Below are 25,322 nucleotides of genomic sequence, written 5' to 3' on the forward strand. Positions count from 1 at the left end.
GTTGACTCGCACGGCGCACCTGCTATGTGTCAGCCGCTTCTTGCGCGGTCTTTGGAGGATAGAGACCGTTCCCTGACCACCGAACGCAAACGGAACAGTCATGATCTCTCGCGAAAAACACGACCGGATGGCAAATGCGATCCGTTTCCTCTCCATGGATGCCGTCGAGAAGGCAAATTCCGGCCACCCTGGCCTGCCCATGGGTGCAGCCGACATAGCGACAGTCCTCTTTACGCGCTATCTGAGCTTTGACCCCAAGAACCCCTCCTGGCCGAACCGCGACCGCTTCGTGCTGTCGGCCGGCCACGGCTCGATGCTGCTCTATTCGCTGCTCTATTTGACGGGCTACGAAGACATCTCCATCGACGAGATCAAGAACTTCCGCCAGCTCGGCGCCCGCACCGCCGGCCACCCGGAATACGGCCACGCCGCCGGCATCGAGACGACCACCGGTCCGCTCGGCCAGGGCATTGCCAACGCCGTCGGCATGGCGATCGCAGAGCGCAAGCTGCGTGACGAATTCGGCTCCGACCTGATGGAGCATTATACCTATGTGCTCGCCGGTGACGGCTGCCTCATGGAAGGCATCAGCCAGGAAGCGATTTCGCTCGCCGGCCACCTGAAGCTCAACAAGCTGATCGTCTTCTGGGACGACAACAACATCTCGATCGACGGCCCGATCTCGATCGCCGACTCGACCGACCAGCACGCCCGCTTCCGCGCCTCCAACTGGAACACCATTGCCGTCGACGGCCATGATCCGGACGCGATCGCCGCTGCGATCGACCAGGCGCAGAAGTCCGACAAGCCGACCATGATCGCCGCCAAGACGACGATCGGCTTCGGCGCACCGAACAAGGCCGGCACCCACAAGGTTCACGGTTCGCCGCTCGGCGCCGAGGAAATCGCCGCCACCCGCAAGGCGCTTGGCTGGGAAGCCGAAGCCTTCGTCGTTCCCTCCGACGTGCTCGACGCCTGGCGTCTGGCCGGCCTGCGCTCGACCAAGACGCGCAAGGAGTGGGAAGACCGTCTTGAAAAGAGCGAGGCCGAGAAGAAGGCCCAGTTCGTTCGCCGCTTCTCCGGCGAACTCGAAGGTCGCCTGTCCTCGGCTATCGACGACTACAAGAAGAAGCTCGCCGAAACCAAGCCGTCGCCGGCAACCCGCAAGGCTTCCGAGGACGCGCTCGAAGTCATCAACGGCGTTCTGGCCGAAACCATCGGCGGCTCGGCTGACTTGACCGGCTCGAACAACACCAAGACGAGCCAGACCAAGTCGATCACCCCTGACGACTTCTCCGGCCGCTACATCCATTGGGGCGTTCGCGAGCACGGCATGGCCGCTGCCATGAACGGCATGGCGCTGCATGGCGGCGTCATCCCCTACTCCGGCGGCTTCCTGATCTTCTCGGACTACTGCCGTCCGTCGATCCGCCTGGCCGCTCTTATGGGCATCCGCGTCATCCACGTGCTGACGCACGATTCCATCGGCCTTGGCGAAGACGGCCCGACGCACCAGCCGGTCGAGCACATGGCAGCGCTGCGCGCCATCCCGAACCTGTTGATGTTCCGCCCGGCCGACGCCACGGAAACGGCCGAGTGCTGGCAGCTGGCGCTCGAAAGCCACAACCGTCCGTCCGGCATCGCGCTGACGCGCCAGAACCTGATGGCCGTTCGCACCGAGTACGAGGAAGAAAACCTCTGCGCCCGCGGCGCCTACGACCTGATCTCGGCCGCCGACGCCAAGGTCACGATCTTCGCCACCGGCTCGGAAGTCGAAATCGCCGTCAAGGCCTGCCAGACGCTGACCGCCAAGGGCATCTCGACCCGCGTCGTCTCCGTTCCCTGCTTCGAGCTTTTCGCCGAGCAGAGCGAAGACTACCAGCAGGCGATCATCGGCAACTCGCCGGTCAAAATCGCTGTCGAAGCCGGCATCCGTCAGGGCTGGGATCACTTCATCGGCAGCGATGGCACCTTCATCGGCATGTCGAGCTTCGGTGCTTCCGGCCCCTACAAGGAGCTTTACAAGCACTTCGGCATCACGCCTGAGGCGGTGGTTGCCGCCGCGGAAACGAAGCTCGCCTGATCAATCTGCGGGGCGCGCCGAAAGGTGCGCCCCGCTTTTTTCGTACCACGTCAGTCAGACAGGGAGAGACCCATGACAGTGAAAGTCGCCATCAACGGTTTTGGCCGCATCGGCCGCAACGTGCTCCGCGCCATCGTCGAATCCGGCCGCACCGACATCGAAGTCGTCGCGATCAACGACCTCGGCCCCGTTGAGACCAACGCTCACCTGCTGCGCTATGACTCGATCCACGGTCGCTTCCCGGCCGAGGTCAAGGTCGAAGGCGACACGATCACCATCAACGGCGGCAAGCCGATCAAGGTGACCGCGATCAAGGATCCGGCAACGCTGCCGCACAAGGAACTCGGCATCGACATCGCGATGGAGTGCACCGGCATCTTCACCGCCCGCGACAAGGCTGCAGCCCACCTGACGGCCGGCGCCAAGCGCGTCATCGTCTCGGCCCCGGCCGACGGCGCCGACCTGACGGTCGTCTACGGCGTCAACCACGACCAGCTGACCAAGGACCACCTGGTCATCTCCAACGCATCCTGCACGACGAACTGCCTGGTTCCGGTCGTCAAGGTCCTGAACGATACCATCGGCATCAGCCATGGCTTCATGACCACGATCCACTCCTACACCAACGACCAGCCGTCGCTCGACCAGATGCACAAGGATCTGTACCGCGCCCGCGCTGCCGCATTGTCGATGATCCCGACCTCGACCGGCGCTGCCAAGGCCGTTGGCCTGGTTCTGCCGGAACTGAAGGGCAAGCTCGACGGCACGTCGATCCGCGTCCCGACCCCGAACGTCTCGGTCGTCGACTTCAAGTTCGTCGCCAAGCGCAACACCTCGGTCGAGGAAATCACCAACGCCATCAAGGCCGCCTCCAACGGCGCGCTCAAGGGTGTTCTCGGCTACACGGAAGAGCCGCTCGTTTCGCGCGACTTCAACCATGACAGCCACTCCTCGATCTTCGCGATCGACCAGACCAAGGTCGTCGAAGGCAACTTCGTGCGCATCCTCACCTGGTACGACAACGAGTGGGGCTTCTCGAACCGCATGGCCGACACGGCGGTCGCGTTCGCCAAGCTCATCTAAGACAGATGTTTCGCGTCCTCTTCTCAACGACGGTCCGCTGGCGTCCGCTGGATGGGGAAGGGCTCGAACACCTGACGCTGACGAAAATCGACACCACCGACGGCGCGGTCATCCGCGCCGTCGGCGTTCTGATCGGCAGCCGCGGCGGCGCGCCCTATGGCGTGCGCTACCGGATCGACTGCGACGACAGCTGGCACGTGCGCAAGCTGATGGTCGACACGACAGACGGCCGCAGCCTGCACCTGCGCTCGGACATTCCGGGCGAATGGGCAACGGCACGCGGCACGCCCCTCCCCGAGTTCGACGGCTGCATCGACATCGATCTCGCCGGCACGCCTTTCACCAACACCCTGCCGATCCGCCGCCTCGGCCTTGTGAGCCAGTCCGGCACCGCTCGGCTGAAGATGCTCTACGTGCCGTTCGACACGTTTCAGCCCGTTGTCGACGGTCAGCACTACACCTGCCTCGATGATTTCAGGCTCTATCGCTACGAGGCCGAGGACCGCAGCTTTGTCGCGGACCTGCCCGTGGACGAGGACGGCCTCGTCATCGACTATCCAACCCTTTTCCAAAGACTATCACCGGAGACCATCTGATGACTTTCAAGACCCTCGACGATCTGACCGACATCGCCGGCAAGCGCGTTCTGGTGCGCGTCGATCTCAACGTGCCGGTCAAGGACGGCGTGGTCACCGACGCGACCCGTATCGAGCGCGTCGCGCCGACCATCCGAGAGCTGTCCGAGAAGGGCGCCAAGGTCATCCTGCTCGCCCATTTCGGTCGCCCGAAGGGTGAACCGGTCGCCGACATGTCGCTGAAGACGATCGCAACGGCCGTCGAGGACGTGCTCGACCAGCGCGTTCACTTCGGCGCCGACTGCATCGGCGACAAGGCAGCGAATGCAATTGCCGACATGAGCAACGGCGACGTGCTGCTGCTCGAAAACACCCGCTTCCACAAGGGCGAGGAAAAGAACGAAGCCGAGTTCGTCAAGGCGCTCGCCGCCAATGGCGACATCTATGTCAACGACGCCTTCTCGGCAGCGCACCGCGCCCATGCCTCGACCGAAGGCCTTGCCCATCACCTGCCGGCCTATGCCGGCCGCACCATGCAGGCCGAACTCGAAGCATTGGAAAAGGGCCTCGGCCAGCCGAAGCGCCCGGTCGTTGCCATCGTCGGCGGCGCCAAGGTCTCGACCAAGATCGACCTGTTGCAGAACCTCGTGACCAAGGTCGATGCGCTCGTCATCGGTGGCGGCATGGCCAACACCTTCATCGCCGCCAAGGGCATCAATGTCGGCAAGTCGCTCTGCGAGCATGACCTCGCCGACACCGCCCGGGCGATCATCGCCGCTGCCGACAAGGCCGGCTGCGCCATCGTGCTGCCGGAAGACGGCGTGATTGCCCGCGAGTTCAAGGCCGGCGCCGACAACGAAGTGGTCGACATCAACGCCATTCCGGCCGATGCCATGGTTCTCGACGTCGGCCCGAAGTCGATCGCGGCCGTCAACGCGTGGATCTCCAAGGCCGAAACACTGGTCTGGAACGGCCCGCTCGGCGCCTTCGAAATCGCGCCTTTCGACAAGGCGACAGTTGCCGTTGCCAAGCATGCGGCTGCCCGCACCCGTCAGGGCTCGCTGGTCTCGGTTGCCGGCGGTGGCGATACCGTCGCGGCGCTGAACCACGCCGAAGTCGCCGACGATTTCAGCTACGTCTCGACCGCCGGCGGCGCGTTCCTGGAGTGGATGGAAGGCAAGCCGCTCCCGGGAGTCGATATCCTGAAGCAGAAGTAAGACATACAACCGGCGCGTGGGAAGCACTCTCACGCGCCGGCAATCAAGAAAAAACCTTATTTATTCAAACGATTAAAAAATTTTAAATCCTTTCAGTCGATTTTCTCGCCATTTTCCTGGACAATTTCACCTGTTACTCGCGCTCCTGTTGGGAGCGTGGCGGTTGCCCCGTGCACCGTCGGCCCTGCAACTGTTTCAGTGTTCGCCTGATCCCCACGATCGGCGCTGTCTAGGGAGAGAAAAAGCATGACGGAAAAACTGGAAGACATCGCCGTCGCCATGGTCGCCAATGGCCGCGGACTGCTTGCCGCCGACGAGTCCACGGCAACGATCAAGAAGCGCTTCGATACGATCGGCCTCGAATCCACCGAGACCTCCAGGCGCGATTACCGCGAGATGCTGCTGCGCGCCGAAAAGGCGATGCGCAAATACATCTCCGGCGTCATCCTCTACGAGGAAACCCTGTTCCAGCATGCAGTCGACGGCACGCCGCTCGTCGACATCATCCGGGCCGCCGGCGCGATCCCCGGCATCAAGGTCGATGCCGGCGCCAAACCGATGACCAACTTCCCGGCCGAAACGATCACCGAAGGGCTCGATGGCCTTGCCCAGCGGCTGGCGAGATATCACGAGGCCGGCGCACGCTTTGCCAAGTGGCGCGGCGTCGTCTCCATCTCCGATACGCTGCCCACCGCCGGTGCGGTGCGCGCCAATGCCCATGCGCTCGCCCGCTACGCCGCCCTCTGCCAGGACGCCGGCATCGTGCCGATCGTCGAGCCGGAAGTGCTGATGGACGGCGCGCCGGGCGACCACTCGATCGATCGCTCCGAACACGTGACCGAGTGGACGCTGCGAACCACCTTCGAGGAACTGGCGGCCATGCGCGTCAAGCTCGAAGGCATGATCCTGAAGCCAAGCATGGTGATCGACGGCAAGAAGGCCCGCAATGCCTCCGTCGCCGAAGTGGCCGAACGCACCATCCGGGTACTGAAGCGCACGGTGCCTTCGGCGGTACCGGGCATCGCCTTCCTCTCCGGAGGTCAGTCGACCGAAGAGGCGACCGCCCACCTCTCGGCAATGAACGCCAGCCACGACCTGCCCTGGAAGCTCACCTTCTCCTATGGCCGCGCGCTGCAACAGGAAGCGCTGAATGCTTGGCACGGAAAGGCCGACAACATCGGCGCCGGCCAACGCGCCTTTGCCCATCGCGCCGAGATGTGCAGCTTGGCGGCGAAGGGGACGTGGAAGAAGGAACTCGAGAAGGCCGCCTGAACCAGGTTGACCGCATAGGAGGGGCCGCTGTTGTGGCCCCTTTTCATTGCAAAGGCTTGACGCCTGCAACGCGACGGATTCGTCGGCGCGTGGAACTTGTCACCCGGACAAGTTCGGGCCTTTGTGCGGGGTGTCGGCTGTCTTAAGCCTTGACTTCAGAGCCGACACGATGAGCGCCAGCGGCGCTCCACCAGCGAAAGCCACGACCATGACCTCTGAGCCCGCGCCGAAATCCGTTGCCTATGTCACCGTCGACGTCTTCACCGACGAGCGCTTTGCCGGCAACCAGTTGGCGGTCATGTCCGACGCCCGCGGCTTGAGCGATCGTCAGATGCAGGCGATCGCGACCGAATTCGGCTATTCCGAAGTCACCTTCGTACTGCCGCCGCGCGACCCTGCGAACACCGCAGAAGTCCGGATCTTCACGCCGACGACCGAGATCCCCTTTGCCGGTCATCCCAATGTCGGCACGGCCTTCGTGCTCGGCCGGCAAAAGGAAATCTTCGGCCGCGCGCCTGGCGAAATCCTGCGTTTCGAGGAAAAGGCCGGCCTCGTCGAGGCCACGTTGCTGAGGGAAGACGGTGTTGTCGTCGGCGCCACCATCGTCGTACCGCGCAGCCTGACCGTCGGCCCGGAATTCGACGCCGACACCATCGCGGCCTGCGCATCGCTCGCGCCCGATGCCGTCAGCAGACGCGTACACGCACCGAGCCGGCTTTCCGTCGGCTTGCCCTTCGCCGTCGCCGAAATCATGGATGTCGCGACGCTGTCGTCCGCCCAACCCAATGTCACCGCCTTCCAGGCGGCCAATGCCCGCTACAAACCCGAGGAAGACAGTTTCAGCCTGTTCCTCTACGCTCGCTCGGTGGAAGCGCCCTGGCAGATCCGGGCGCGCATGTTCGCACCGCTCGACAATGTCAATGAAGACCCGGCAACCGGCAGCGCCTCGGCAGCGCTTTCCGCCTATCTCGTCTCGCTCGTCCCGGAGCAGGATATCGATGTCGAGATCACCATCGAGCAGGGTGTGGAGATGGGGCGTCGCAGCCTCATCGGCGCGCATGTCCGAAAGCAGGGCGGCGTCGTTCGCAAGGTCAGCCTTTCCGGCCCCTGCGTCAGCGCCATGCGCGGCCTGATCGAACTTTAGCGCTTTTCAACGCCTCACGCGCGGTCGCGCTCCGGCAGAAGCTTCAAGATATCGGCAAACATATCCTGCCATTCGGCGTCTTCCATCTCGAGGAAGCCGAACCCCCGCAGCAGGAAGACGCCTTCCGTTGCGAGAAACACCATCCGCGCCCTGCGCCCCTCCTCCGTCGACAGGTCGAGACCGTCGAGGCGGGCGCGATACCAGGCGCGGTTCTTCGCCATATGCTCTTCCCGCTGCAGCAGTGCGGCCATCATGCCGGAAGTGCGGGCATTGTCGGCCGTGTTCATCCGGGCGGTCACCGCCGCATGGGCGCGCATCGCCTTGATCGGATCAGGATCGTCGCCACCCTCCGCCGCTACCGCGGCATCGAACTCGTCGAACCAACGCTGCATCATCGCGTCGATCAGGCCGTCCTTGTTGCCGAAGCAATATTGCACGCCGCCCTTGGTAATCCCGGAAGCCTTGGCGACGGCATCGATCGTCAGCCCGGCCGCGCCGACTGAATTCACCACCGCCTCCGCCGCATCCAGAACCTTGTCCCGATCGATCGTTCTTCGTCGTCCCATCTTGACTTCCTATTTCAAATCCATACGTACGTATTCAAATAAATAATGAACCTGATCTAAACAAGGCCCAGCCTCCATTTCCCAAGTGGGCGGCCACCCGAGGTGTACCATGCTACCGCAAAATCGCTGGCTCATTCTGGCCATCGTATCGAGCGCCCTTTTCCTGATCGTCGTCGACATGACGGTGCTCTATACCGCCCTGCCGCGGCTGACCCATGATCTTGGCGCCACCGCGTCGGAGAAGCTCTGGATCGTCAATGCCTATGCCCTGGTCGTCGCCGGCCTTCTGCCCGGCCTCGGCACGCTTGGCGACCGCCTCGGCCACAAGAAGCCCTTCATCGTCGGTCTTGCCGTCTTCGGCATCGCCTCGCTGATCGCCGCCTATGCGCCGACATCGGCGATCCTAATCGGCGGCCGCGTCCTGCTGGCCGTCGGCGCCGCCCTCATGATGCCGGCGACGCTGTCGATCATCCGGCTCACCTTCACCGACGAACGGGAACGGTCGCTGGCGATCGGCGTCTGGGCAGCGATCGCGTCCGGTGGTGCCGCGATCGGCCCGGTGCTTGGCGGTTTCCTGCTCGAATACTTCTGGTGGGGCTCGGTCTTCCTCATCAACGTGCCGGTCGTCGCGATCGCCCTCCTGCTCGGCCTCGTCGTGCTGCCGAACAACGCCGGCAATCCGAAACACCCCTGGGACGCGATCGGTTCGCTGCAAATCATGGTCGGTCTCATCGGCCTGGCCTATGCCGTCAAGGAAACAAGCAAGCGCGAGCCGTCGCTGGAAGCGGGCCTTGCTGCCGCCGTGATCGGTGCGATCGCGCTCTTTCTCTTCGTGCGTCGCCAGCGCCGCAGTCCGCATCCGCTGATCGATTTCAGCCTCTTCCGCAATGCGGTGTTTTCCTCCGGCGTCGCCGCCGCACTGGTGGCATCCGCCTCCATCGTCGGCATCGAACTGGTGCTGAGCCAGCAGTTGCAGCTGGTCGAGGGCTTTTCGCCGCTCGAGGCCGGCTTCTTCATCCTGCCGATTCCGCTTGCCGCTTTCGTCGCCGGGCCGCTGACCGGTACGCTGCTGCCGCGCCTCGGCGCCGAAGTGGTGCTGCGCTCCGGCCTCATCCTGGCGGCGCTCGGCCTCGGCGGCTATCTGCTTGTCCATGAAACCGGCGCGCTCGCCCAGATCGTCACCCTCGTCGTTCTCGGCCTCGGCATCGGTGCGTCCATGACCGCCGCCTCCAGCGCCATCATGTTCAACGCTCCGCCGGAGCGGGCCGGCATGGCGGCGTCGATCGAGGAAGTTTCGTTCGAGCTCGGCGGCGCGATCGGTATTGCCGTGCTCGGCACCGTCATGTCAGTCGTCTACACCGCCTTCCTCGTCCTGCCGGAGGGGGCTGCGATCCCGGCGATGGCACGCGACAGTCTCGACGAAGCCCTGCTTCTCGCCGAGAAGCTGCCGGCGGATGTGGCGAGCGAACTGGTGACCCGTGCCCGCCTCTCCTTCGAAGGCGCGTTTACCGCGGTCGTGATGGTGGCGACAGCCATGCTGTTCGTGACCGGAGCGGCCATCTGGTGGCTGACCGCCGGGCGGGTCAGCGCCCCTCAGGGATCCCGCCAGGCGGGTCACCACTAGGCAACTGCGAGCCGCCGGATGGCAACGACTGTCCGGCGGTTCAGCGCAATCCGGCCTCGCATTTTGCGATCGCCTCGACCATCGCCTGGAAACGGACATGGTGGCGAACGGAGTCGAGGTCTGAATCCTGCTTGAACCAGAGCAGCTGGTAGCAGGAGCTCTGCGGCAGCAAGGTCTCGAGAAGATCGAGCGCCGCATCGATATCGCCGAGGATGCAATAGACACAGGCCGTGTTGTAACGGGCGACCACGTCATCGGGATCGATCGCCAGCGCCCGCGCTGCCCATTCCCGCGCACGGTCGGCCTCGCCCATATGGGCAAGCGCCAGCGCGCCGCGATGGGCCGGGCCCGAGTTTTCCGGATTGAGCTCCAGCGCTCGCTCCGCCCGGGCAATGCCGATGCGCGCCCACTGCTTGCGTTCGCTGTCGCGGCCGAGCGTGCGATAGGCGCTCATCAGGTGGATCGGTGACAGATAATCGTCTGGCCGGATGTCGGCGGCACGCTTGAAGAACTGGATCGCCATTTCGAACGCGCCCTGCATGAACAGGAAGCGGCCATAATGGAAGTTCGCCTCGTAGAGCCCGGCGTCAAGCGTCAGCGCCTGCTCGAAGGCGGCAACCGCCTCCTCGCATTGGCCGTCCTGGTGAAGCACCAGACCACGGGATGCATGGGCCTCCGCGAGGTCCGGATCGAGCGCCAGCGCCCTGTCGGTGATGGACAGGATGCTTTGCAGCGGAAATTCGTCCTCGTGCCAATCACGCAGCGCCGACTCGCAATCGGCGATGCCGGCATAGGCGCGGGCAAAATCCGGATCGAGTTCCACCGCCTTCATGAACATGCGCCGCGCGAGCAGAAGATAGGAGCGCGTCCAGGCATGCGAAAACTGCCGGCCGCGCAGATAGTAGGTATAGGCCTCCACGCTTGTCGTCGGGTCGCTCTCGATCGCCCGCCTTTCCGCCGGCAACAGCTTGATCTTCAGCTGGTCGACGATCGCATGGGTGATTTCGTCCTGGATTGCGAAGATGTCGGTCAGGTCGCGGTCGTAGCGATCGGCCCAGAGATGCGTGCCGGTCAGCGCATCGATCAACTGGCCGGTGATGCGCACCCGCGCGCCCGCCTTGCGCACGCTGCCTTCGAGGATGTAGCGGACGCCGAGTTCCTGGGCCACCTGCTTCACCTTCACCGATCGCCCCTTGTAGGTGAACACCGTGTTGCGGGCGACGACGTGCAGCTTCGATATCTTCGAAAGATCGGTGATGATGTCTTCGGTGATGCCGTCGGAGAAGTACTCCTGCTCGGGATCGTGGCTCATATTGGTGAAGGGCAGTACGCCGACCGAGAGCCCGTAGCCATCGTCGAGCACCACCGGACACGATCCGTTCGGCGCCGACGCGACCTTGGTCGGTGCACCGAGCGCCACCGAATAGACATGCACGCCGGCAGCGATGTTCTTCAGCGTGTGTTCGCCCTTGTCGATGAAGCCGACATCCAGGCGCGCGCCGACATGATCGCGCACGGAAGCCGAGACGGCGATGCCGGAGGGTTCAGCCAGGCCTTCGAGCCGCGCCGCGACATTGACGCCATCCCCGAAGATGTCGCCATCCTCGACGATGATGTCACCGAGATGCACGCCGATCCTGAGTTCGATGCGTTTGAGCGGCGACACGCTTTCGTTGCGCAGCAGCATGCCGCGCTGAATATCGACGGCGCAGGCGACCGCGTGCACGACGCTTGCAAATTCGACGAGGATGCCATCGCCGGTGAGCTTGACGATGCGTCCCTTGTGACGGGTGATCTTCGGATCGACGAGTTCGCTCTTGTGCTTTTTCATGGCGGCCAGCGTGCCGGTCTCGTCAGCGCCGATCAGGCGACTGTACCCCACGACATCGGCAGCGAGAATGGCAGCAAGCCGGCGTTCCAAGAAACCCTCGAAGTCATCTCCCGAATGAGGCTCGCACTTTAGCGCTTTCTTTCCCATCTGTCCTGCGCCCTTTTCTGGTTGAAACGACAGGTTTCGCAACCAAGGTAGCGGTGAGCCGGAGGCGATGGAGTTCCAAAGGTAACGGGGAGTTGTAGGGGGCGGCCGGATCAGGGACGGATCAACACCGTCACCATCATCATCACGATGGCGAAGACCGCGATCTTCCAGAAATCGCGACGGCGGCGCAGCCCCGGAATGCCGATCGGCCAGAGGAGCTGAATGGCCATGATCAGAAGCAGAAAAAGGGCGATCGCCTTCTGCATGTTGCCCTCGTCTACCGGGAGGCTGCCTCGACCGGTGAAGCGTTCGCAACACCGGCACTCTTCGTCGCACGCAGCACCGCCTCCCCCGAGGACTAGCGATACGTTGCGCCTAGCAAAAAGGGCTAGTGTTTCCGCGGGCGATTTGCAATGACCGGCCGCCGCATGTTGCGTCATTCGTCTCCGATCGAAGGACAAAACCTGCGGCAACGCCAGGCGCTGCAATCACAAACCGGCTGGCAATTCACCAGGCACCGCCCTAACTTGCTGACGGCAGAACGAATTTCGGATGAATGATGAGAAAGAACCTGCTCCCTGTCGCCGCCCTCCTGCTCGGCACGCTGTTTCTCTTTCTGGGCAATGGTCTGCAGGGGCTGCTTCTTCCGGTGCGCGGCACCGCTGAAGGTTATCCCACCACCATCCTCGGCCTGATCGGCACATCCTGGGCTGCCGGCTTCGTGCTCGGCTGCTTCTTTGCGCCCACCGTCGTCAAGCGCATCGGCCACGTGCGCGCCTTCAGCGTCTTTGCATCGCTGATCGCGATCGTCGCGCTGCTCACCGGCATCCTGATCGACCCGACCTGGTGGCTGATCCTCAGGGCCTTGACCGGCTTTTCCACGGCCGGCACCTCGATGATCATCGAAAGCTGGCTGAACGAGCGCGCCACCAACGAGAGCCGCGGCGTCATCTTCTCGCTCTATATCGCCATCACGCTCTTCGGCGTCGTCGGCGGCCAGATGATGATCCCCTTCGGCGATACGTCCACCACCATCTTGTTCATGATCTGCGGCATCCTCTACTGCGTCGCCATGCTGCCGACGCTTATGTCCAAGGCCGCCTCGCCGCAGCCGCTGAAAAAGGTGAGCCTCGACCTGCGCGGCCTCTATCGCAACTCGCCGGTTTCCTTCCTCGGCATCCTGCTCGTCGGCATCGCCAATGGCGCCTTCGGCACGCTCGGCGCCGTCTTCGGCCGCCAGGCGGGACTTTCCGACAGCACCGTGGCGGCCATGATGAGCGTGGCGATCTTTGCCGGCGCCGTCATGCAGTTGCCGGCTGGTCGCCTCTCCGACCGCATCGACCGGCGCTACGTTCTCGCCGCGCTTGCCGGCATCGGCGCGCTTGCCGGGCTCCTCATCTTCCTGATCGAGCCGAGCCAGGTCTGGATCGTGCTGACGCTGATCGCGATCTACGGCGCTGCGGCCAACGCGCTCTACCCGATCGCCGTATCGCACGCCAACGACTTCGCCACAGCCGAAGACTTCGTCAAGGTGTCCGGCGGCCTGCTGCTGCTCTACGGCATCGGCACCATCATCGGCCCGACGATCGGCGGCCCGGTCATGACGGCGGCAGGCCCCTACGGCCTGTTCATGATCACCGCTTGCGCCCATATCCTGATCACGGCCTATGCCATCATCCGCAGCCGGATGCGCGCACCAGTTCCGGTCTCCGACCGCGACGCCTTCTCGCCGGTCAATGCGGGTGCGCCGACGACGCCGGAAAGCCTGCAGCTTTCGCCGCGCGCAGCCCCGTTCGAAGAAGCACACAACGAACCGGACAAGCGTCCGGAATGGGAGGATCAGTCGGATGAGCCTGTTTGACGACGACCGGCCACAGAAGAAGGTGGCCCACGAAATCGGCAGCGATCTCGCGCTGCTGTCCGTCGATGAGCTGACACAGCGCATCGCGCTTCTGACCGAAGAGATTACCCGGCTGGAGGCGGAGCGGACACGCAAATCCGCCAGCCGCTCGGCCGCCGAGAACCTGTTTCGCTGATCCGGCGGCGTAAGGTCGCACCGCAGCAAAACGGAGCGCGTTTAACGCGGCATTAAGCATTATCTGCGATTGTCAGGGCATCCGGAGCTTTCCGGTTTCAGACAATTTCTCCGACTGGCGAATGGGTCTGATTTTTCTCCCTGTTTTACCTTGAGAGCCGCTTTCCGCGGCTCTTTTTTTGTTTTGGCATAGGTTTATCTAAAGAACTGTGGAGATTAACCCTTTCTTAAGAATGCCCTTGCGCGAAATGCGCTATCGGATCATTCTTCAAGCATAGAGACGGGCAAGGATTTATTTCCCATAACCGTCCCCTACCTGACTGTCGTGATGCGTTTGAACCAGGGAAAACAGGTCATGTCCGAGAGAGGATTGAATACGGTCAGTTTCGCAGGACACGCGGCGTCCTCGGCACAATTCAAGACACTCTATTCGGAAGGCATGGGACTGGTCGAAGAAACGGCCACCTATCTTGACGGACCCGGCCGCGCCGCTTCCAAGGTCCTGCCGCGCATGGCATCGGTGCTCTATGCAGCCGAATCCATGCGGCTGACCACCCGCCTGATGCAGATGGCCTCCTGGCTCCTGCTGCAGCGCGCCGTCAACAACGGCGAGATGAGCCGCGACCAGGTGATGTCGGAAAAGAGCAAGGTTCGCCTCGACAGCTTCAACGTCGACAAGTCCGCTCCGGGCTGGGCCGAGCTGCCGGAATCCTTCCGTGACCTGATCGAGCGGTCGCTGCGCCTGCAGAACCGCGTCGCCCTGCTCGACCGCGAAATCTATCGCCCGCACGAAGCGGCCGCGATCGTTCCGGACAACCAGAACGGCGTCAAGGCGCAGATCAAGCTGCTGCAGACGGCCTTCGGAACCAACTGACGCCGCGCAAAAAACAAATCTGAGAAACCAAACCCGCCGCAACTGCAATTGCCGGCGGGTTTTTCTTTGCGACTGGCAGTGGCCACCACCCGCCGTCACCGGCAAACAGCGACCTATCGGACATGATCCTCACCGAAGCCGACTTGGCTCCCTTCCGCGACGCGAACGGGCTTGCACATCTGGAACCGCTTCCCGGGTTCCTCGAGAGCGCTTCGGCGCTACTCAGCCCCGGACGCGTGGTCCTGCCAAGCGAGATGTTAACCCCGACCCACAAAGCCTTCGAGACCGAATGGAACGCGTTCGATTCCAGCAGGCCGCGAGAGACGCTCCAGGCGATCCCCGTCCTTGCCTTCCGACGGCACGTCCCTGTTCTCAACCCAGCCGTGGAATGGCGCGGGCTGGTCCATCAGTGCTCCGGATTCTATTGCCAGCAGATGAGGATGGTCGCGACACGCCTAAGGCCGAGGCCGGCGATCGCTGCGCATTTGAACGCCATCGTCCGAAAACACTATGACGCGGACGCCGGTTTCCTTCATCCCGACAATCTGCGCGCATCGCAGGTCGTGTCTTACGTCGAAACGCTGGCACGCCTGGGCCTCGACTGCGACGTTTCCTGGAGAAACCTCACCGAGGGCGCCTATCCGATCGACGCCACGCAAAAGCATCTCGATCGTCTTACGGAAGAGGCGTTGCCACTTGCGGAAATCGCCGACTGGTCGGATCAGGATCCGCGACATAGCGCCGTCATCCTGCTCCTTGCCTGGAACAGCGACTGAGCGCCGCTGCCCGCAGCGCCGCGCCCGGCGTATCTCCCAAAACCAAGACAGCAAAAAGCCCGGGCCAATGACCCGGGCTTTTTGAAATGCCAAAGAGGCGTCGATTAGAGGCCGAGGCCTTCGAAACGCTTCTTGAACTTGGAAACGCGGCCGCCGCGGTCCATGAGCTGCTGGTTGCCGCCCGTCCAGGCCGGGTGCGACTTGGGGTCGATTTCCAGGTTCATGGTGGCGCCTTCAGAACCCCAGGTCGAGCGGGTTTCGTATTCGGTGCCGTCAGTCATGACTACCTTGATGACGTGGTAATCGGGATGGATGTCTGCCTTCATAACGATCTTCCTAGAGTTCCAGGGTCCAATTGTCGCAAGGCATTGCGACTTCGAGACCGAACACGTAAATGAAGCCGCGTACCGGCTGAACGGCCACGGCTTCCCAATTCGATGCCGTGCCTATACATCAAGGTCTGCGGGATAACAAGTGCCGCACGGAAGACTCATGGGCAATCCCTTTCCTCCGTGTTTGGCGAAAGGGGTCAAGTGTCGTCAAGAGAAAACCAGGCGCCAACGCGCAAATCCATTCGCCCACTCGCCACGCTGCTTCCCTATCTCGCGCGCTATCGTCACCTGGTCGTCGGCGCCAGCATTTCGCTGATCCTTGCCGCCGTAACCACGCTGGCGCTGCCCCTCGCCGTCAGGCGGATGGTCGACAACGGCTTCTCCAGTCCCGATAGCGGCTTCATCAATACCTATTTCGCGATGCTGATGATGCTCGCCATCGTGCTCGCGCTGGCGAGTGCGGCGCGCTACTACTTCGTCATCACGCTCGGCGAACGCATCGTCGCCGACCTGAGGCGCAGCGTTTTCGACCGCGTCACCCGCCTTTCCGCCTCCTTCTTCGACGTCAACCAGTCCGGCGAGATCGTCTCGCGACTGACCGCCGACACGACGCAGGTGAAATCCGCAGTCGGCGCCACCGCATCGGTCGCGCTGCGCAACCTGATCCTGTGTCTCGGCGCCATCGGCATGATGGTCTATACGAGCCCCAAGCTTTCGAGCCTCGTGCTGATCGCGATCCCGATCATCGTCTTCCCGCTCGTCGGCTTTGGCCGCTCCGTGCGCCGCCGCTCGCGCCAGGCGCAAGACACGCTCGCTGCCGCCTCGGCCTATGCCGGCGAGGCGATTGCCGCATCGCGCACAGTCCAGGCCTTCAATGGCGAAGGTCTTGCCAACAGCCACTTCGGAGCCGCCGTCGAGGATGCCTATGGCGCGGCGCGCGCGGCGATCAAGGCGCGCTCGGTGCTCACCGCTTTTGCCATCACCATGGTGTTCGGCAGCGTCGTCGCGGTCCTGTGGTTCGGCGCACACGACGTGCTTTCCGGCAATCTTTCCGCCGGCACGCTCAGCCAGTTCCTGCTGTACTCGGTCTTTGCCGCGGGCAGCCTCGGCTCGCTGTCGGAAGTCTGGGGCGAACTTTCCCAGGCAGCCGGTGCTGCCGAACGGCTGAACGAGCTTCTGACCGAAGTCCCCGAGATCCAGGCGCCGGAAAATCCGGTCGCCATGCCGGTCCCGGCAACCGGCGCCATCGCCTTCGACGACGTCCATTTCGCCTACCCGTCGCGCCCCGACTACAAGAGCCTCAACGGCCTCAGCTTCAACATCGCACCCGGCGAGACCGTTGCGATCGTCGGACCGTCCGGCGCCGGCAAGAGCACTGTCTTCTCCATGCTGCTTCGCTTCTACGACCCCGCCAAGGGCGCGGTGAGCGTGGACGGCGTCGATATCCGCACGGTCGACCCCAAGGATCTGCGTGAACGCATTGCGATCGTGCCGCAGGACGTGACGATCTTCGCCTCGTCCGTGCATGACAACATCGCCTTCGGCATGCCGAATGCCAGCCGCGAGGCGGTGCGTGCCGCCGCCGTCGCCGCGCAGGCGGACGAGTTCATCGGCAGGCTCGACAAGGGCTACGACACCTATGTCGGCGAACGGGGCGTCACGCTTTCCGGCGGCCAGCGCCAACGCATCGCCATTGCCCGCGCCATCCTCAAGAACGCGCCGGTGCTGCTTCTCGACGAAGCAACCTCGGCCCTCGACGCCGAGAGCGAGACGCTGGTCCAGAAGGCGCTCGACAGCCTGCTGCACGAGCGCTCGACCATCATCATCGCCCACCGCCTGGCGACCGTGCTGAAGGCCGATCGCATCCTGGTGCTGGATCATGGCCGCATTGTCGAGGAAGGAACCCACGCCTCCCTCATCCGCCAGGGCGGGCTCTACGCCAAGCTGGCGCGGCTGCAGTTCAACCATGGTGCAGAGGCCCTGTTCGTCAACGCGCAGAGCTGAACTGGCCGCACGGCGCTAAAAGCGTCCTCCGATTTGCCGTAAAGCGGTTGCCGACGGAAGGTCGAGCCCTATTGTTATGGGGCCCGGCCGAGGAGGCCGGCATCGCTTTCTGCAGAATTGATCGGGAGGACTACCGCATGGCATTTTCGCACCTGACCCGGCGTGCCACTCTGGCGCTGGGCCTGATGGCGCTGACGGCGCTGCCCCTTAGCTCGACGGCACTGGCCCAAGGCTTTCCCGAGCGACCGATAACGCTCGTCGTTCCCTTCGCCGCCGGCGGCTCCACCGACGTGGTTGCCCGCATCGTCGCGCAGAAAATGTCGGAGGACCTCGGAGAACAGGTGATCGTCCAGAACGTTGCCGGCGCCGGCGGCAATCTCGGCGCAGACAATGTCGCCCGCGCCGATCCGGATGGTTATACGATCCTGATGGGCACGGTCGCCACCCACGCGCTCAATCCGCTGATCCTGAAGACCAAGCCCTATGATCCCGAGAAGGACTTCGCGCCGATCTCGCTGCTCGTGGTCGTGCCCAACGTGCTCGTCGTCAATCCGGAACTGCCGGCCAAGGACGTTGCGGAACTGCTGGCACTCCTGAAGGCCAAGCCCGACGAGTATAGTTACGCCTCTTCCGGCAACGGCACGCCGCTGCACCTTTCCGGCGAACTTTTCAAGAAGATGGCCGGCGTCAGCATGCAGCACATCCCTTACAAGGGCGCAGGCCCGGCACTGAACGACGTCATCGGCAACCAGGTGCCGATCATGTTCGACAACCTCCCCTCCTCCTCCAGCCACATCAAGGCGGGAACGCTGAGGGCGCTTGCGGTGACCACGGCGGAACGGGCACCGTCCTTCCCGGACGTGCCTACGGTCGCCGAGGCCGGCATTCCGGGCTACGAGACCTACACCTGGAATGCGCTCTTCGCCCCCGCCAACACGCCTCAGCCGGTCGTCGCCCGCCTCAACGAGGCGGCGAACAAGGCGCTGAAGGATCCGGCCGTCGTCGAACGCATGAAGGAATTCAGCGCCACGATCGTCGGCTCGACCCCGGAAGAGCTGCAAGCCCATGTGAAGGCGGAACTGGCGAAGTGGACGCCGGTCGTGCGCGACGCCAACGTGCAGATGGATTGACGAGCAGACCGAGCGGAGCCGTCATCCGTTGCCACCACCCTCTCCCCGCCGGCGGGGAGAAGGGACGTGTGGCGCGCTCCGTGCGCTTGCGTCAAACACACACGGTGTCCCTCGGATTGAACCCGAATACACCACCCCACACTCGAACGTCGCCTCTTCGCGCTTGGCAGGGAGAGGCTAGTGTGAGGGCACTACGGGTACGTGGGACCGAGCCATCACGCCCCGGCAGCACCCCGCCCCGCAGCCCGGCCGGAAAAGATGCAGCCGCCGAGGAAGGTGCCTTCGAGCGCATTGTAGCCATGCATGCCGCCGCCGCCGAAGCCGGCGACTTCGCCGGCAGCGTAGAGACCGGGCACCGGCTCGCCCGATTGCTCCAGCACCTGGCCTGACAGGTTGGTTTTGAGCCCGCCGAGCGTCTTGCGCGTCAGGATATGCAGGCGGACGGCAATCAGCGGTCCGGCCTTGGGATCGAGCAGTCGATGCGGCTTGGCGGTGCGCAGCAGCCGGTCGCCGCGATAGGCGCGGGCGCCGCGGATCGCGGTCACCTGCGCGTCCTTGGAGAACGGATTGTTGATTTCCCGGTCGCGCGCCTCGATCTGCTGCCGCATGTGTTCCATCGACAGCCGGTTCTCGCCGGTCAGTGCATTCATCGCCGGCACCAGGTCTTCGAGCCGGTCGCGCACGATGAAGTCTTCGCCCCTGTCCATGAACGCCTGGACCGGCCCCGGCGGGTTCTTGCCGAGCCGCTTTAACAGAAGGGCGATGCTCTTGCCGGTGAGATCGGGATTCTGCTCCGAACCGGACAGCGCAAATTCCTTCTTGATGATCGCCCGCGTCAGCACGAACCAGCTGTAGTCATGGCCGCTGTCGCGGATCGCCTTCAACGTGCCGAGCGTATCGAAGCCAGGCATGGCCGGTGCGGGAAAGCGGTTGCCGTCGGCGTCGCACCAGAAGGACGAAGGCCCCGGCAGGATGCGGATGCCATGGTCCGGCCAGATCGGATCGAAGTTCTTCAACCCCTCGGTATAGTGCCACATGCGATCCGCATTGATGACCGCGCCGCGCGCCTGGCTGGCGATCTCGAGCATGCGACCGTCGACATGATGGGGTACGCCCGCGACCATTGTCGCCGGCGGCTGGCCGAGCCGCTTGCGCGGCCAGTTGCGGCGGACCAGATCATGGTTTCCGCCGATACCCCCTGACGTGATGACGACCGCGCCCGCCGAAATCTCGAAATCGCCGACGATCTCGCGCGAGCTGCGTTCGCCGCGCCCGACCGGATCGTCCTTGAGCAGCGCACCGCGCGCACCCGTCACGCGGCCGTCGGTGGTCACGAGTTCATCGACCCGGTGGCGGAAACGGAAGCGCACGAGACCGCGGCTTTCCGCTTCCCGCGTCAGCCGGATGAACGGTTCGAGCACCGCCGGGCCGGTGCCCCAAGTGACGTGAAAGCGCGGCACCGAATTGCCGTGCCCATGGGCAAGGCCACCGCCGCGCTCCGCCCAGCCGACAACAGGAAACCAGCGCATACCGAGCGAGTGCAGCCAGGAGCGCTTCTCACCCGCGGCAAAATCGAGATAGGCTTCCGCCCAGAGCCGCGGCCAGTGATCCTCAGGACGGTCGAACTGCGACGAGCCCGCCCAGTCCTGCCGGGCAAGCTCGCGGGTGTCGCGGATACCCATGCGGCGCTGTTCGGGGCTATCGACGAAAAACAGACCGCCCAGCGACCAAAAGGCCTGTCCGCCGAGGTTCTGCTCCCCCTCCTGGTCGAGCACGATGACCCTACGCCCAAGTGCTGCCGCCTCCGCTGCGGCGACAAGCCCGGCAAGCCCCGCGCCGATAACCAATACATCGCAATCCATGAAATGCTCTCCCCCTCGCATCCCATCCGGCACCCCACGCCCTGACACGCAAAAGTTGCCGCAGCCATCGGAATGGCTGCAGAACCTGTTACGCGTACGTCAAGGTCAATTCAAGGACCGGACTTGCGTCACCGGCGATGGGACGCTCACGGGGCCGAAAGCTTACTTCTCGGTCAGCTTGAGCTCGATGCGGCGGTTCTGCGCCCGCGCTTCCGGGCTTTCGCCCGGCGCGATCGGCTGGTACTCGCCAAAGCCTGCAGCAACCAACCGGTCCGCCGGTACGCCCTTCGAGATCAGGAACTTGACCACCGAGGTCGCGCGCGCCGACGAGAGCTCCCAGTTGTCGGCAAAACGCCCGGCGCCGGAAAGCTGCACATTGTCGGTGTGGCCATCGACACGCAGCACCCAGTTAATCTCGGCGGGGATTTCCTTGGCGAGATCGAGCAGTGCGGTGGCGAGCTTGGCCATTTCCGCCTGCCCCGCCGGATTGAGGTCGTTGCCGCCGGACGGGAACAGCACCTCCGACTGGAAGACGAAGCGGTCGCCGACGATGCGGATGTTTTCGCGGTCGGAGAGAATTTCCCGAAGGCGTCCGAAGAAGTCCGAACGGTAGCGATTGAGTTCCTGCACCCGCTGGGCCAGCGCCACGTTGAGGCGTCGGCCGAGATCGGCGATCTTGGTCTGCGACTGCTGGTCCTTGGCTTCCGATGCCTGAAGCGCCACCTCGATGGCGGCAATCTGGCTGCGGAGCGCCGCGATCTGCTGGTTCAGGAGTTCGATCTGGCTCATCGCCCGCGCGCTGACTTCGCGCTCGGTCTCAAGCTCAGAGCCGAGACGGCCGATCTTCTGGTTGGCGGCGTCCGAGCTGCCAGCGCCCTGGTCGAGCAGGGCCTGAAGCCGCGAGCGTTCGCCCTCGGAGGTGGCAAGTGACGCCTGCAGATTGGCAAGGGAATCCTCGAGATCCTGCTTGCCGCTCTTTTCGAGCGCCAGAAGCTGGGTCAGCTCGTTGATCTGGCTGTTCAGCCGCGTGAGTACCTCGTCCTTGCCGCTGATCTCACGGCTGAGCAGAAACTGTGCGAGGACGAAGACGGTCAGCAGGAACATGATCGACAGCAGCAGCGTCGACAGCGCATCGACGAAGCCCGGCCAATAGTCGATCGTGCGCTGAGAGCGGCCTTTTCGCGCGAGCGCCATGGATCATTCCCCTCCGGTCTCTTCCACGCGCGCCTTCGCCGGCACGGCCGGCTTGTCATGCGCAGACGAGCGGTCGGAGATGCCGACGCGCGAAGCCAGCTTGTCGAGCGTCTTGCGCATCGCCTTGGCTTCGTCCTGCTGGGCTTCGATCCAGTCCCGCAGCATCTGCTGCTCGCCGCGCATGTTCTTGACCAGCCCCTGAATGCCTTCGGCGAGGCTTGCCATGGCGGCGGTCGTGCGCTGGTTCGCGCCGCCCTCATGGTTGAGGCGGACGAGCTGGTCGGTGAGCCTCTTCAGCTCCTCGACCGGCGCGCCGGCGGGCAGGTCGAGCGCCGGCGAAAGCTCCGAGCCGACATCGGTCACGGAGGAGAGCCAGTTTTCAAGCTCGGTGTAGAAACGGTTCTGGGCCCGCCCGGCCTGCAGATCGAGAAAGCCGAGGATCAGCGAACCGGAAAGGCCGAAAAGCGATGTCGAAAACGCCGTACCCATGCCGGTCAGCGGCGCCGACAGGCCAGTCTTCAGCGCTGAGAGAATGTCTTCCGTCGTGCCCGATCCGGCATCCAGGGACTGGATGACCGTGTTGATCGAGCCGATCGTTCCAAGCAGGCCCCAGAAGGTGCCGAGCAGGCCGAGAAACACCAGAAGCCCGGTCAGGTAACGCGAAATGTCGCGCGATTCGTCGAGGCGGGTGGCGATGGAATCGAGGATCGACCGCAGCGCCGTGGTCGAGATTGCCGTCTGGCGACCGCCGATCAGGGCTCGCATCGGCGCGAGCAGCACAGGATCGCGCCCGACCTTGTCGGCGCTACCGGCGGCACGAAACGAATTGAACCAGCGCACTTCGGGACGCAAGCCCAGCACGTGGTTGAAGACGAGCAGGATACCGATCAGCAGGACGCCGAGGATCAGGCCGTTGAGGCCCGGATTGGCGAGAAAGGCATTCTGCGCCTGGCGGAAGAGGATCGCACCCACGAAGCCGACGATGATCAGAAAGACCACCATCGTCCAGAAATAGTGCATGGGGCTCGAGAGCTTATGCGGGTTGTAGCCGTCTTCCATGCCTTCCCGACCGTTCCATCCGGACAGATGCAGTTTCGTCATGGGTATGAGTATCTCCGCTTCACTTGACGGAACGGCGCCGCGCCGGCCCGGAGCCTATCGCATAATTCCTGAAACCGAAATCGATTCAAGGGCCAATTTGTGCATGCAGCCGCGATCACGTCGCGGCCCGCAGGTCGCCAGTTAGGCACGGGCCTGTGGCGGTGTCGTGTTGCTCCGCCGAGCTTCGCACCAAAAACAAAGCCCCCGATGCGGGCTGCGCGTCGGAGGCTTTGAAACGAAAGGGATGGCGACTTACTTCGTCGGCACCGGGCGGTGAACGACTTCCGTCAGCGCCTTGACGATGTATTCGTTGCCGCAGATGACCGAACCGTCATCGACCGGGCGGGCGCCGCCGTTGATATCGTGCGTCCAGCCACCGGCTTCGCGAATGAGAAGCACGCCGGCGGCGATATCCCAGGCGGCAAGGTCACGCTCCCAGTAGCCGTCGAAACGGCCGGCAGCGACATAGGCAAGATCGAGTGCGGCCGAGCCCATGCGGCGGATGCCGGCGACTTCGCCCATCACGTGGCGCAGCTCGATCAGGTACTTGCCGTGGTTGCCGCGGCCCAGATGCGGCGTGCCGGTGGCGATCACGGCATCGGAAAGATGCTTGCGTGCAGCGACGCGCAGACGGCGGTCGTTGAGGAAGGCGCCACCGCCGCGCTCGGCCGTGTAGAGTTCATCGGTCGCCGGATTGAAGACGACGGCGCCGACGATCTCGCCCTGGCGCTCCAGTGCGATCGAAACGGCGAAATGCGGAATGCCGTGCAGGAAGTTGGTGGTGCCGTCGAGCGGATCGACGATCCAGCGATGCGCACCATCGGTGCCAATGATCTCCTCGCCTTCCTCGCCGAGGAAGCCATAGGTCGGACGAGCCTTCAGGAGTTCTTCGCGGATGAGCTTTTCGGCCTTGCGGTCGGCCTGCGAAACATAGTCGCCCGGTCCCTTGAGCGAGACCTGCAGGTTCTGGACTTCGCCGAAATCGCGGGACAACGACTTGCCCGCCTTGAAGGCGGCCTGAACCATGACATTGAGAAGTGCTGAACGGGCCATCTGGCGATCCCTTGAAAACGAAGGCCGATCGAACGCGTTCGATCGGACGTTGAACCTGCTTGACGAAACATAGGCGCATTGCCGGCCCCAAGGGCAAGCTGCAAACCGTGTTCCGTCGTCAAAAAACCGAGTGAAGTCTCACTCCGCTCGCGCATTGCAGCCACTGTCGTGGCGCCACGAGCAAAACCGCGGCTTCAGAACCACAAAAGCCCCGCGAGTTCAAGCGAAATAGCATGTTTGCCGGCCGGCGGCGACGGGATTCCGCCTCGCTCAGCTCCGGCGATACTTGTTCGCCGCGCTCAGCGCCTGCTTCTGCTGCTCTTCGTTCAGGCCGAGGTAGAAGTCCTCGAGCGCATCGTCCTTGAGGCCGGCGCGGCGTGACAGCACATACCATTTGGCCGCCTCGACCGGGTTGGGCCGCGTGCCGATGGCATTGACATAGAGATGCGAGAGCCGGTTCTGCGCCACCACGTTGCCGCCCTCGGCCGCCCGGCGCATCCAGCCGAAGCCGTCCTCCAGGTTCCGATCGCCGGCAATGCCTTCGATCATCCAGATGGCGATGTCCAGCTGGGCGGTATCGAAGCCCGCCCGCGCCGCACGGATCAGCCATTCGCGGGCACGCGCCCGCTTGCTTTCCTCGATGCCGTCGACATTGACCAGGATTTGCGACAACGCATATTGCGCGTCCGCAATGCCCTGCTCGGCCGACTTCTCGTAATAGGGCATCGCCAGTTTCAATCCCTTCGGTCCGGGATTGTCGGCAACGAGCGTTTGCCCATAGTTGAACTGCGCCGAGCCGTTGCCGAGATCGGCCGACTTCTTCATCAGATCGTCGGACTTCTTCCGGTCACGCTTGGCGTAGCGCCCCTCCATCAGGATCAGGGCATATTTGAACATCGCCGCCGGATCGCCTTTTTCCGCCGCCTGGCCATACCAGAAGGCAGCCTGCTGCGGGTTGCGCACGACGCCAAGCCCCTGCTGCAGGATTTCGGCAATCAGCGTCTGCGCCGCCGGATCGCCGAGCTGCGCCCGTGGGAGCGCCAGATCCATCGCGGTCAGGTAATAGCCGCGCTGGAACGCGCCATAGGCCTCGTCGACCTTGCCGGCGAAGGGTTTTTCGGCCGGTAGCGCCGGCAATTCCGCACCCATGCGATCGAAAACGCCCACGCCTCCAGACGGCGCCGTGCCGTCTCCCGGCTTCTTTCCCGGGGCCGCGTTCGACTTGTCGCCAGTCTCTGCCCCTTCGGGCATCGCCGCGCCGTTGAAGGGCGTGATGCGGCCGCGTTTTTCGACGCCGGCATCGCCGCCGTCGCTCGGCTGCTCCTGCGCATGTGCCGGCAGCGCCAGCGCAACGGCCAGGGCGACAAGGGAAAGACCCCTACTCAATCTGGAAGACGGACGGTTCAACATCGAAACGTC

23 protein-coding genes are annotated in these 25,322 nt (G+C 63.8%); 14 read left to right on the plus strand and 9 right to left on the minus strand.

Annotated features, from left to right (window positions below; all coding sequences use genetic code 11):
- Positions 1-100: 100 nt before the first annotated feature.
- The 6 genes from tkt to ACIQUG_RS27835 all read left to right on the plus strand — a co-directional run bounded on the left by tkt (position 101) and on the right by ACIQUG_RS27835 (position 7,374).
- Positions 101-2,083, plus strand: a complete 1,983-nt coding sequence (gene tkt / locus ACIQUG_RS27810; protein WP_402325441.1) for a transketolase — start codon at positions 101-103, stop codon at positions 2,081-2,083.
- 72 nt (positions 2,084-2,155) lie between these two features.
- Positions 2,156-3,166, plus strand: a complete 1,011-nt coding sequence (gene gap / locus ACIQUG_RS27815) for a type I glyceraldehyde-3-phosphate dehydrogenase (RefSeq protein WP_034806178.1) — start codon at positions 2,156-2,158, stop codon at positions 3,164-3,166.
- Between the two features lie 5 nt (positions 3,167-3,171).
- Complete coding sequence (locus ACIQUG_RS27820; protein WP_402325443.1) at positions 3,172-3,762, plus strand: putative glycolipid-binding domain-containing protein; 591 nt, start codon at positions 3,172-3,174, stop codon at positions 3,760-3,762.
- On the plus strand, positions 3,762-4,958 hold the full coding sequence (locus ACIQUG_RS27825; protein ID WP_291163933.1) for a phosphoglycerate kinase: 1,197 nt from the start codon (positions 3,762-3,764) through the stop codon (positions 4,956-4,958). The genes ACIQUG_RS27820 and ACIQUG_RS27825 overlap by 1 nt, the downstream gene beginning before the upstream one ends.
- Positions 4,959-5,204: 246 nt before the next feature.
- On the plus strand, positions 5,205-6,230 hold the full coding sequence (locus tag ACIQUG_RS27830) for a class I fructose-bisphosphate aldolase (RefSeq protein ID WP_402325445.1): 1,026 nt from the start codon (positions 5,205-5,207) through the stop codon (positions 6,228-6,230).
- A 208-nt stretch (positions 6,231-6,438) separates the two neighbouring features.
- Complete coding sequence (locus ACIQUG_RS27835; RefSeq protein ID WP_402325447.1) at positions 6,439-7,374, plus strand: PhzF family phenazine biosynthesis protein; 936 nt, start codon at positions 6,439-6,441, stop codon at positions 7,372-7,374.
- A gap of 14 nt (positions 7,375-7,388) precedes the next feature.
- Here ACIQUG_RS27835 and ACIQUG_RS27840 read toward each other — a convergent pair whose 3' ends face one another.
- Complete coding sequence (locus ACIQUG_RS27840) at positions 7,389-7,940, minus strand: TetR/AcrR family transcriptional regulator (RefSeq protein ID WP_192450711.1); 552 nt, start codon at positions 7,938-7,940, stop codon at positions 7,389-7,391.
- A 109-nt stretch (positions 7,941-8,049) separates the two neighbouring features.
- Between ACIQUG_RS27840 and ACIQUG_RS27845 the strand changes: the two genes are divergently transcribed.
- Complete coding sequence (locus tag ACIQUG_RS27845; protein ID WP_402325449.1) at positions 8,050-9,564, plus strand: MFS transporter; 1,515 nt, start codon at positions 8,050-8,052, stop codon at positions 9,562-9,564.
- Between the two features lie 40 nt (positions 9,565-9,604).
- On the opposite strand, the gene ACIQUG_RS27850 is transcribed toward ACIQUG_RS27845, so the two are convergent.
- Together ACIQUG_RS27850 and ACIQUG_RS27855 are read right to left on the minus strand one after the other, a co-directional pair.
- Complete coding sequence (locus ACIQUG_RS27850; RefSeq protein WP_402325451.1) at positions 9,605-11,542, minus strand: TPR end-of-group domain-containing protein; 1,938 nt, start codon at positions 11,540-11,542, stop codon at positions 9,605-9,607.
- A gap of 110 nt (positions 11,543-11,652) precedes the next feature.
- The gene (locus ACIQUG_RS27855; RefSeq protein WP_090299729.1) at positions 11,653-11,808 is read right to left on the minus strand and encodes a hypothetical protein; all 156 of its coding nucleotides are present in this window, start codon (positions 11,806-11,808) and stop codon (positions 11,653-11,655) included.
- 147 nt (positions 11,809-11,955) lie between these two features.
- On the opposite strand from ACIQUG_RS27855, the gene ACIQUG_RS27860 reads away from it, so the two are divergent.
- From ACIQUG_RS27860 to ACIQUG_RS27880, 5 genes are all read left to right on the plus strand, one after another.
- Entirely contained in the window at positions 11,956-12,102 is a 147-nt protein-coding gene (locus tag ACIQUG_RS27860) for a hypothetical protein (protein WP_205237832.1), read from the plus strand.
- Positions 12,102-13,403: an MFS transporter gene (locus tag ACIQUG_RS27865; protein ID WP_192450884.1), complete on the plus strand. Its 1,302-nt coding sequence runs from the start codon at positions 12,102-12,104 to the stop codon at positions 13,401-13,403. The genes ACIQUG_RS27860 and ACIQUG_RS27865 overlap by 1 nt, the downstream gene beginning before the upstream one ends.
- The gene (locus tag ACIQUG_RS27870; protein WP_043610601.1) at positions 13,390-13,578 is read left to right on the plus strand and encodes a DUF1192 domain-containing protein; all 189 of its coding nucleotides are present in this window, start codon (positions 13,390-13,392) and stop codon (positions 13,576-13,578) included. Before ACIQUG_RS27865 ends, ACIQUG_RS27870 begins: the two co-directional genes overlap by 14 nt.
- A gap of 354 nt (positions 13,579-13,932) precedes the next feature.
- Positions 13,933-14,451 (plus strand): DUF1465 family protein, encoded by a 519-nt coding sequence (locus ACIQUG_RS27875; protein WP_043610604.1) that lies wholly within the window; start codon positions 13,933-13,935, stop codon positions 14,449-14,451.
- Between the two features lie 440 nt (positions 14,452-14,891).
- A complete protein-coding gene (locus tag ACIQUG_RS27880; protein ID WP_402325454.1) occupies positions 14,892-15,227 on the plus strand; it encodes a hypothetical protein in 336 nt (111 codons plus the stop codon).
- Positions 15,228-15,331: 104 nt separating this feature from the next.
- Here the strand turns inward: ACIQUG_RS27880 and rpmE are convergent, their stop codons facing one another.
- Entirely contained in the window at positions 15,332-15,553 is a 222-nt protein-coding gene (rpmE, locus tag ACIQUG_RS27885) for a 50S ribosomal protein L31 (protein ID WP_034806140.1), read from the minus strand.
- Positions 15,554-15,760: 207 nt separating this feature from the next.
- On the opposite strand from rpmE, the gene ACIQUG_RS27890 reads away from it, so the two are divergent.
- Positions 15,761-17,563 (plus strand): ABC transporter transmembrane domain-containing protein, encoded by a 1,803-nt coding sequence (locus ACIQUG_RS27890; protein ID WP_402325455.1) that lies wholly within the window; start codon positions 15,761-15,763, stop codon positions 17,561-17,563.
- 137 nt (positions 17,564-17,700) lie between these two features.
- Positions 17,701-18,693, plus strand: a complete 993-nt coding sequence (locus ACIQUG_RS27895; RefSeq protein ID WP_402325457.1) for a Bug family tripartite tricarboxylate transporter substrate binding protein — start codon at positions 17,701-17,703, stop codon at positions 18,691-18,693.
- Positions 18,694-18,908: 215 nt separating this feature from the next.
- Here the strand turns inward: ACIQUG_RS27895 and ACIQUG_RS27900 are convergent, their stop codons facing one another.
- The 5 genes from ACIQUG_RS27900 to ACIQUG_RS27920 form a co-directional block, all read right to left on the minus strand.
- The gene (locus ACIQUG_RS27900; RefSeq protein WP_402325459.1) at positions 18,909-20,555 is read right to left on the minus strand and encodes an FAD-binding dehydrogenase; all 1,647 of its coding nucleotides are present in this window, start codon (positions 20,553-20,555) and stop codon (positions 18,909-18,911) included.
- Between the two features lie 162 nt (positions 20,556-20,717).
- Positions 20,718-21,749 (minus strand): peptidoglycan -binding protein, encoded by a 1,032-nt coding sequence (locus tag ACIQUG_RS27905; protein ID WP_043610615.1) that lies wholly within the window; start codon positions 21,747-21,749, stop codon positions 20,718-20,720.
- 3 nt (positions 21,750-21,752) lie between these two features.
- Positions 21,753-22,850 carry a MotA/TolQ/ExbB proton channel family protein gene (locus ACIQUG_RS27910; protein WP_402325461.1) on the minus strand — a complete coding sequence of 366 codons (1,098 nt, stop codon included), beginning with the start codon at positions 22,848-22,850 and terminating at the stop codon, positions 21,753-21,755.
- Between the two features lie 252 nt (positions 22,851-23,102).
- Positions 23,103-23,903 carry an inositol monophosphatase family protein gene (locus ACIQUG_RS27915; protein WP_034806132.1) on the minus strand — a complete coding sequence of 267 codons (801 nt, stop codon included), beginning with the start codon at positions 23,901-23,903 and terminating at the stop codon, positions 23,103-23,105.
- A gap of 270 nt (positions 23,904-24,173) precedes the next feature.
- Positions 24,174-25,313, minus strand: a complete 1,140-nt coding sequence (locus ACIQUG_RS27920) for a tetratricopeptide repeat protein (protein ID WP_402325464.1) — start codon at positions 25,311-25,313, stop codon at positions 24,174-24,176.
- Positions 25,314-25,322: the final 9 nt, after the last annotated feature.

Source organism: Ensifer sp. NPDC090286 (genome assembly GCF_044769565.1).
Taxonomy (GTDB): Bacteria; Pseudomonadota; Alphaproteobacteria; order Rhizobiales; family Rhizobiaceae; genus Ensifer.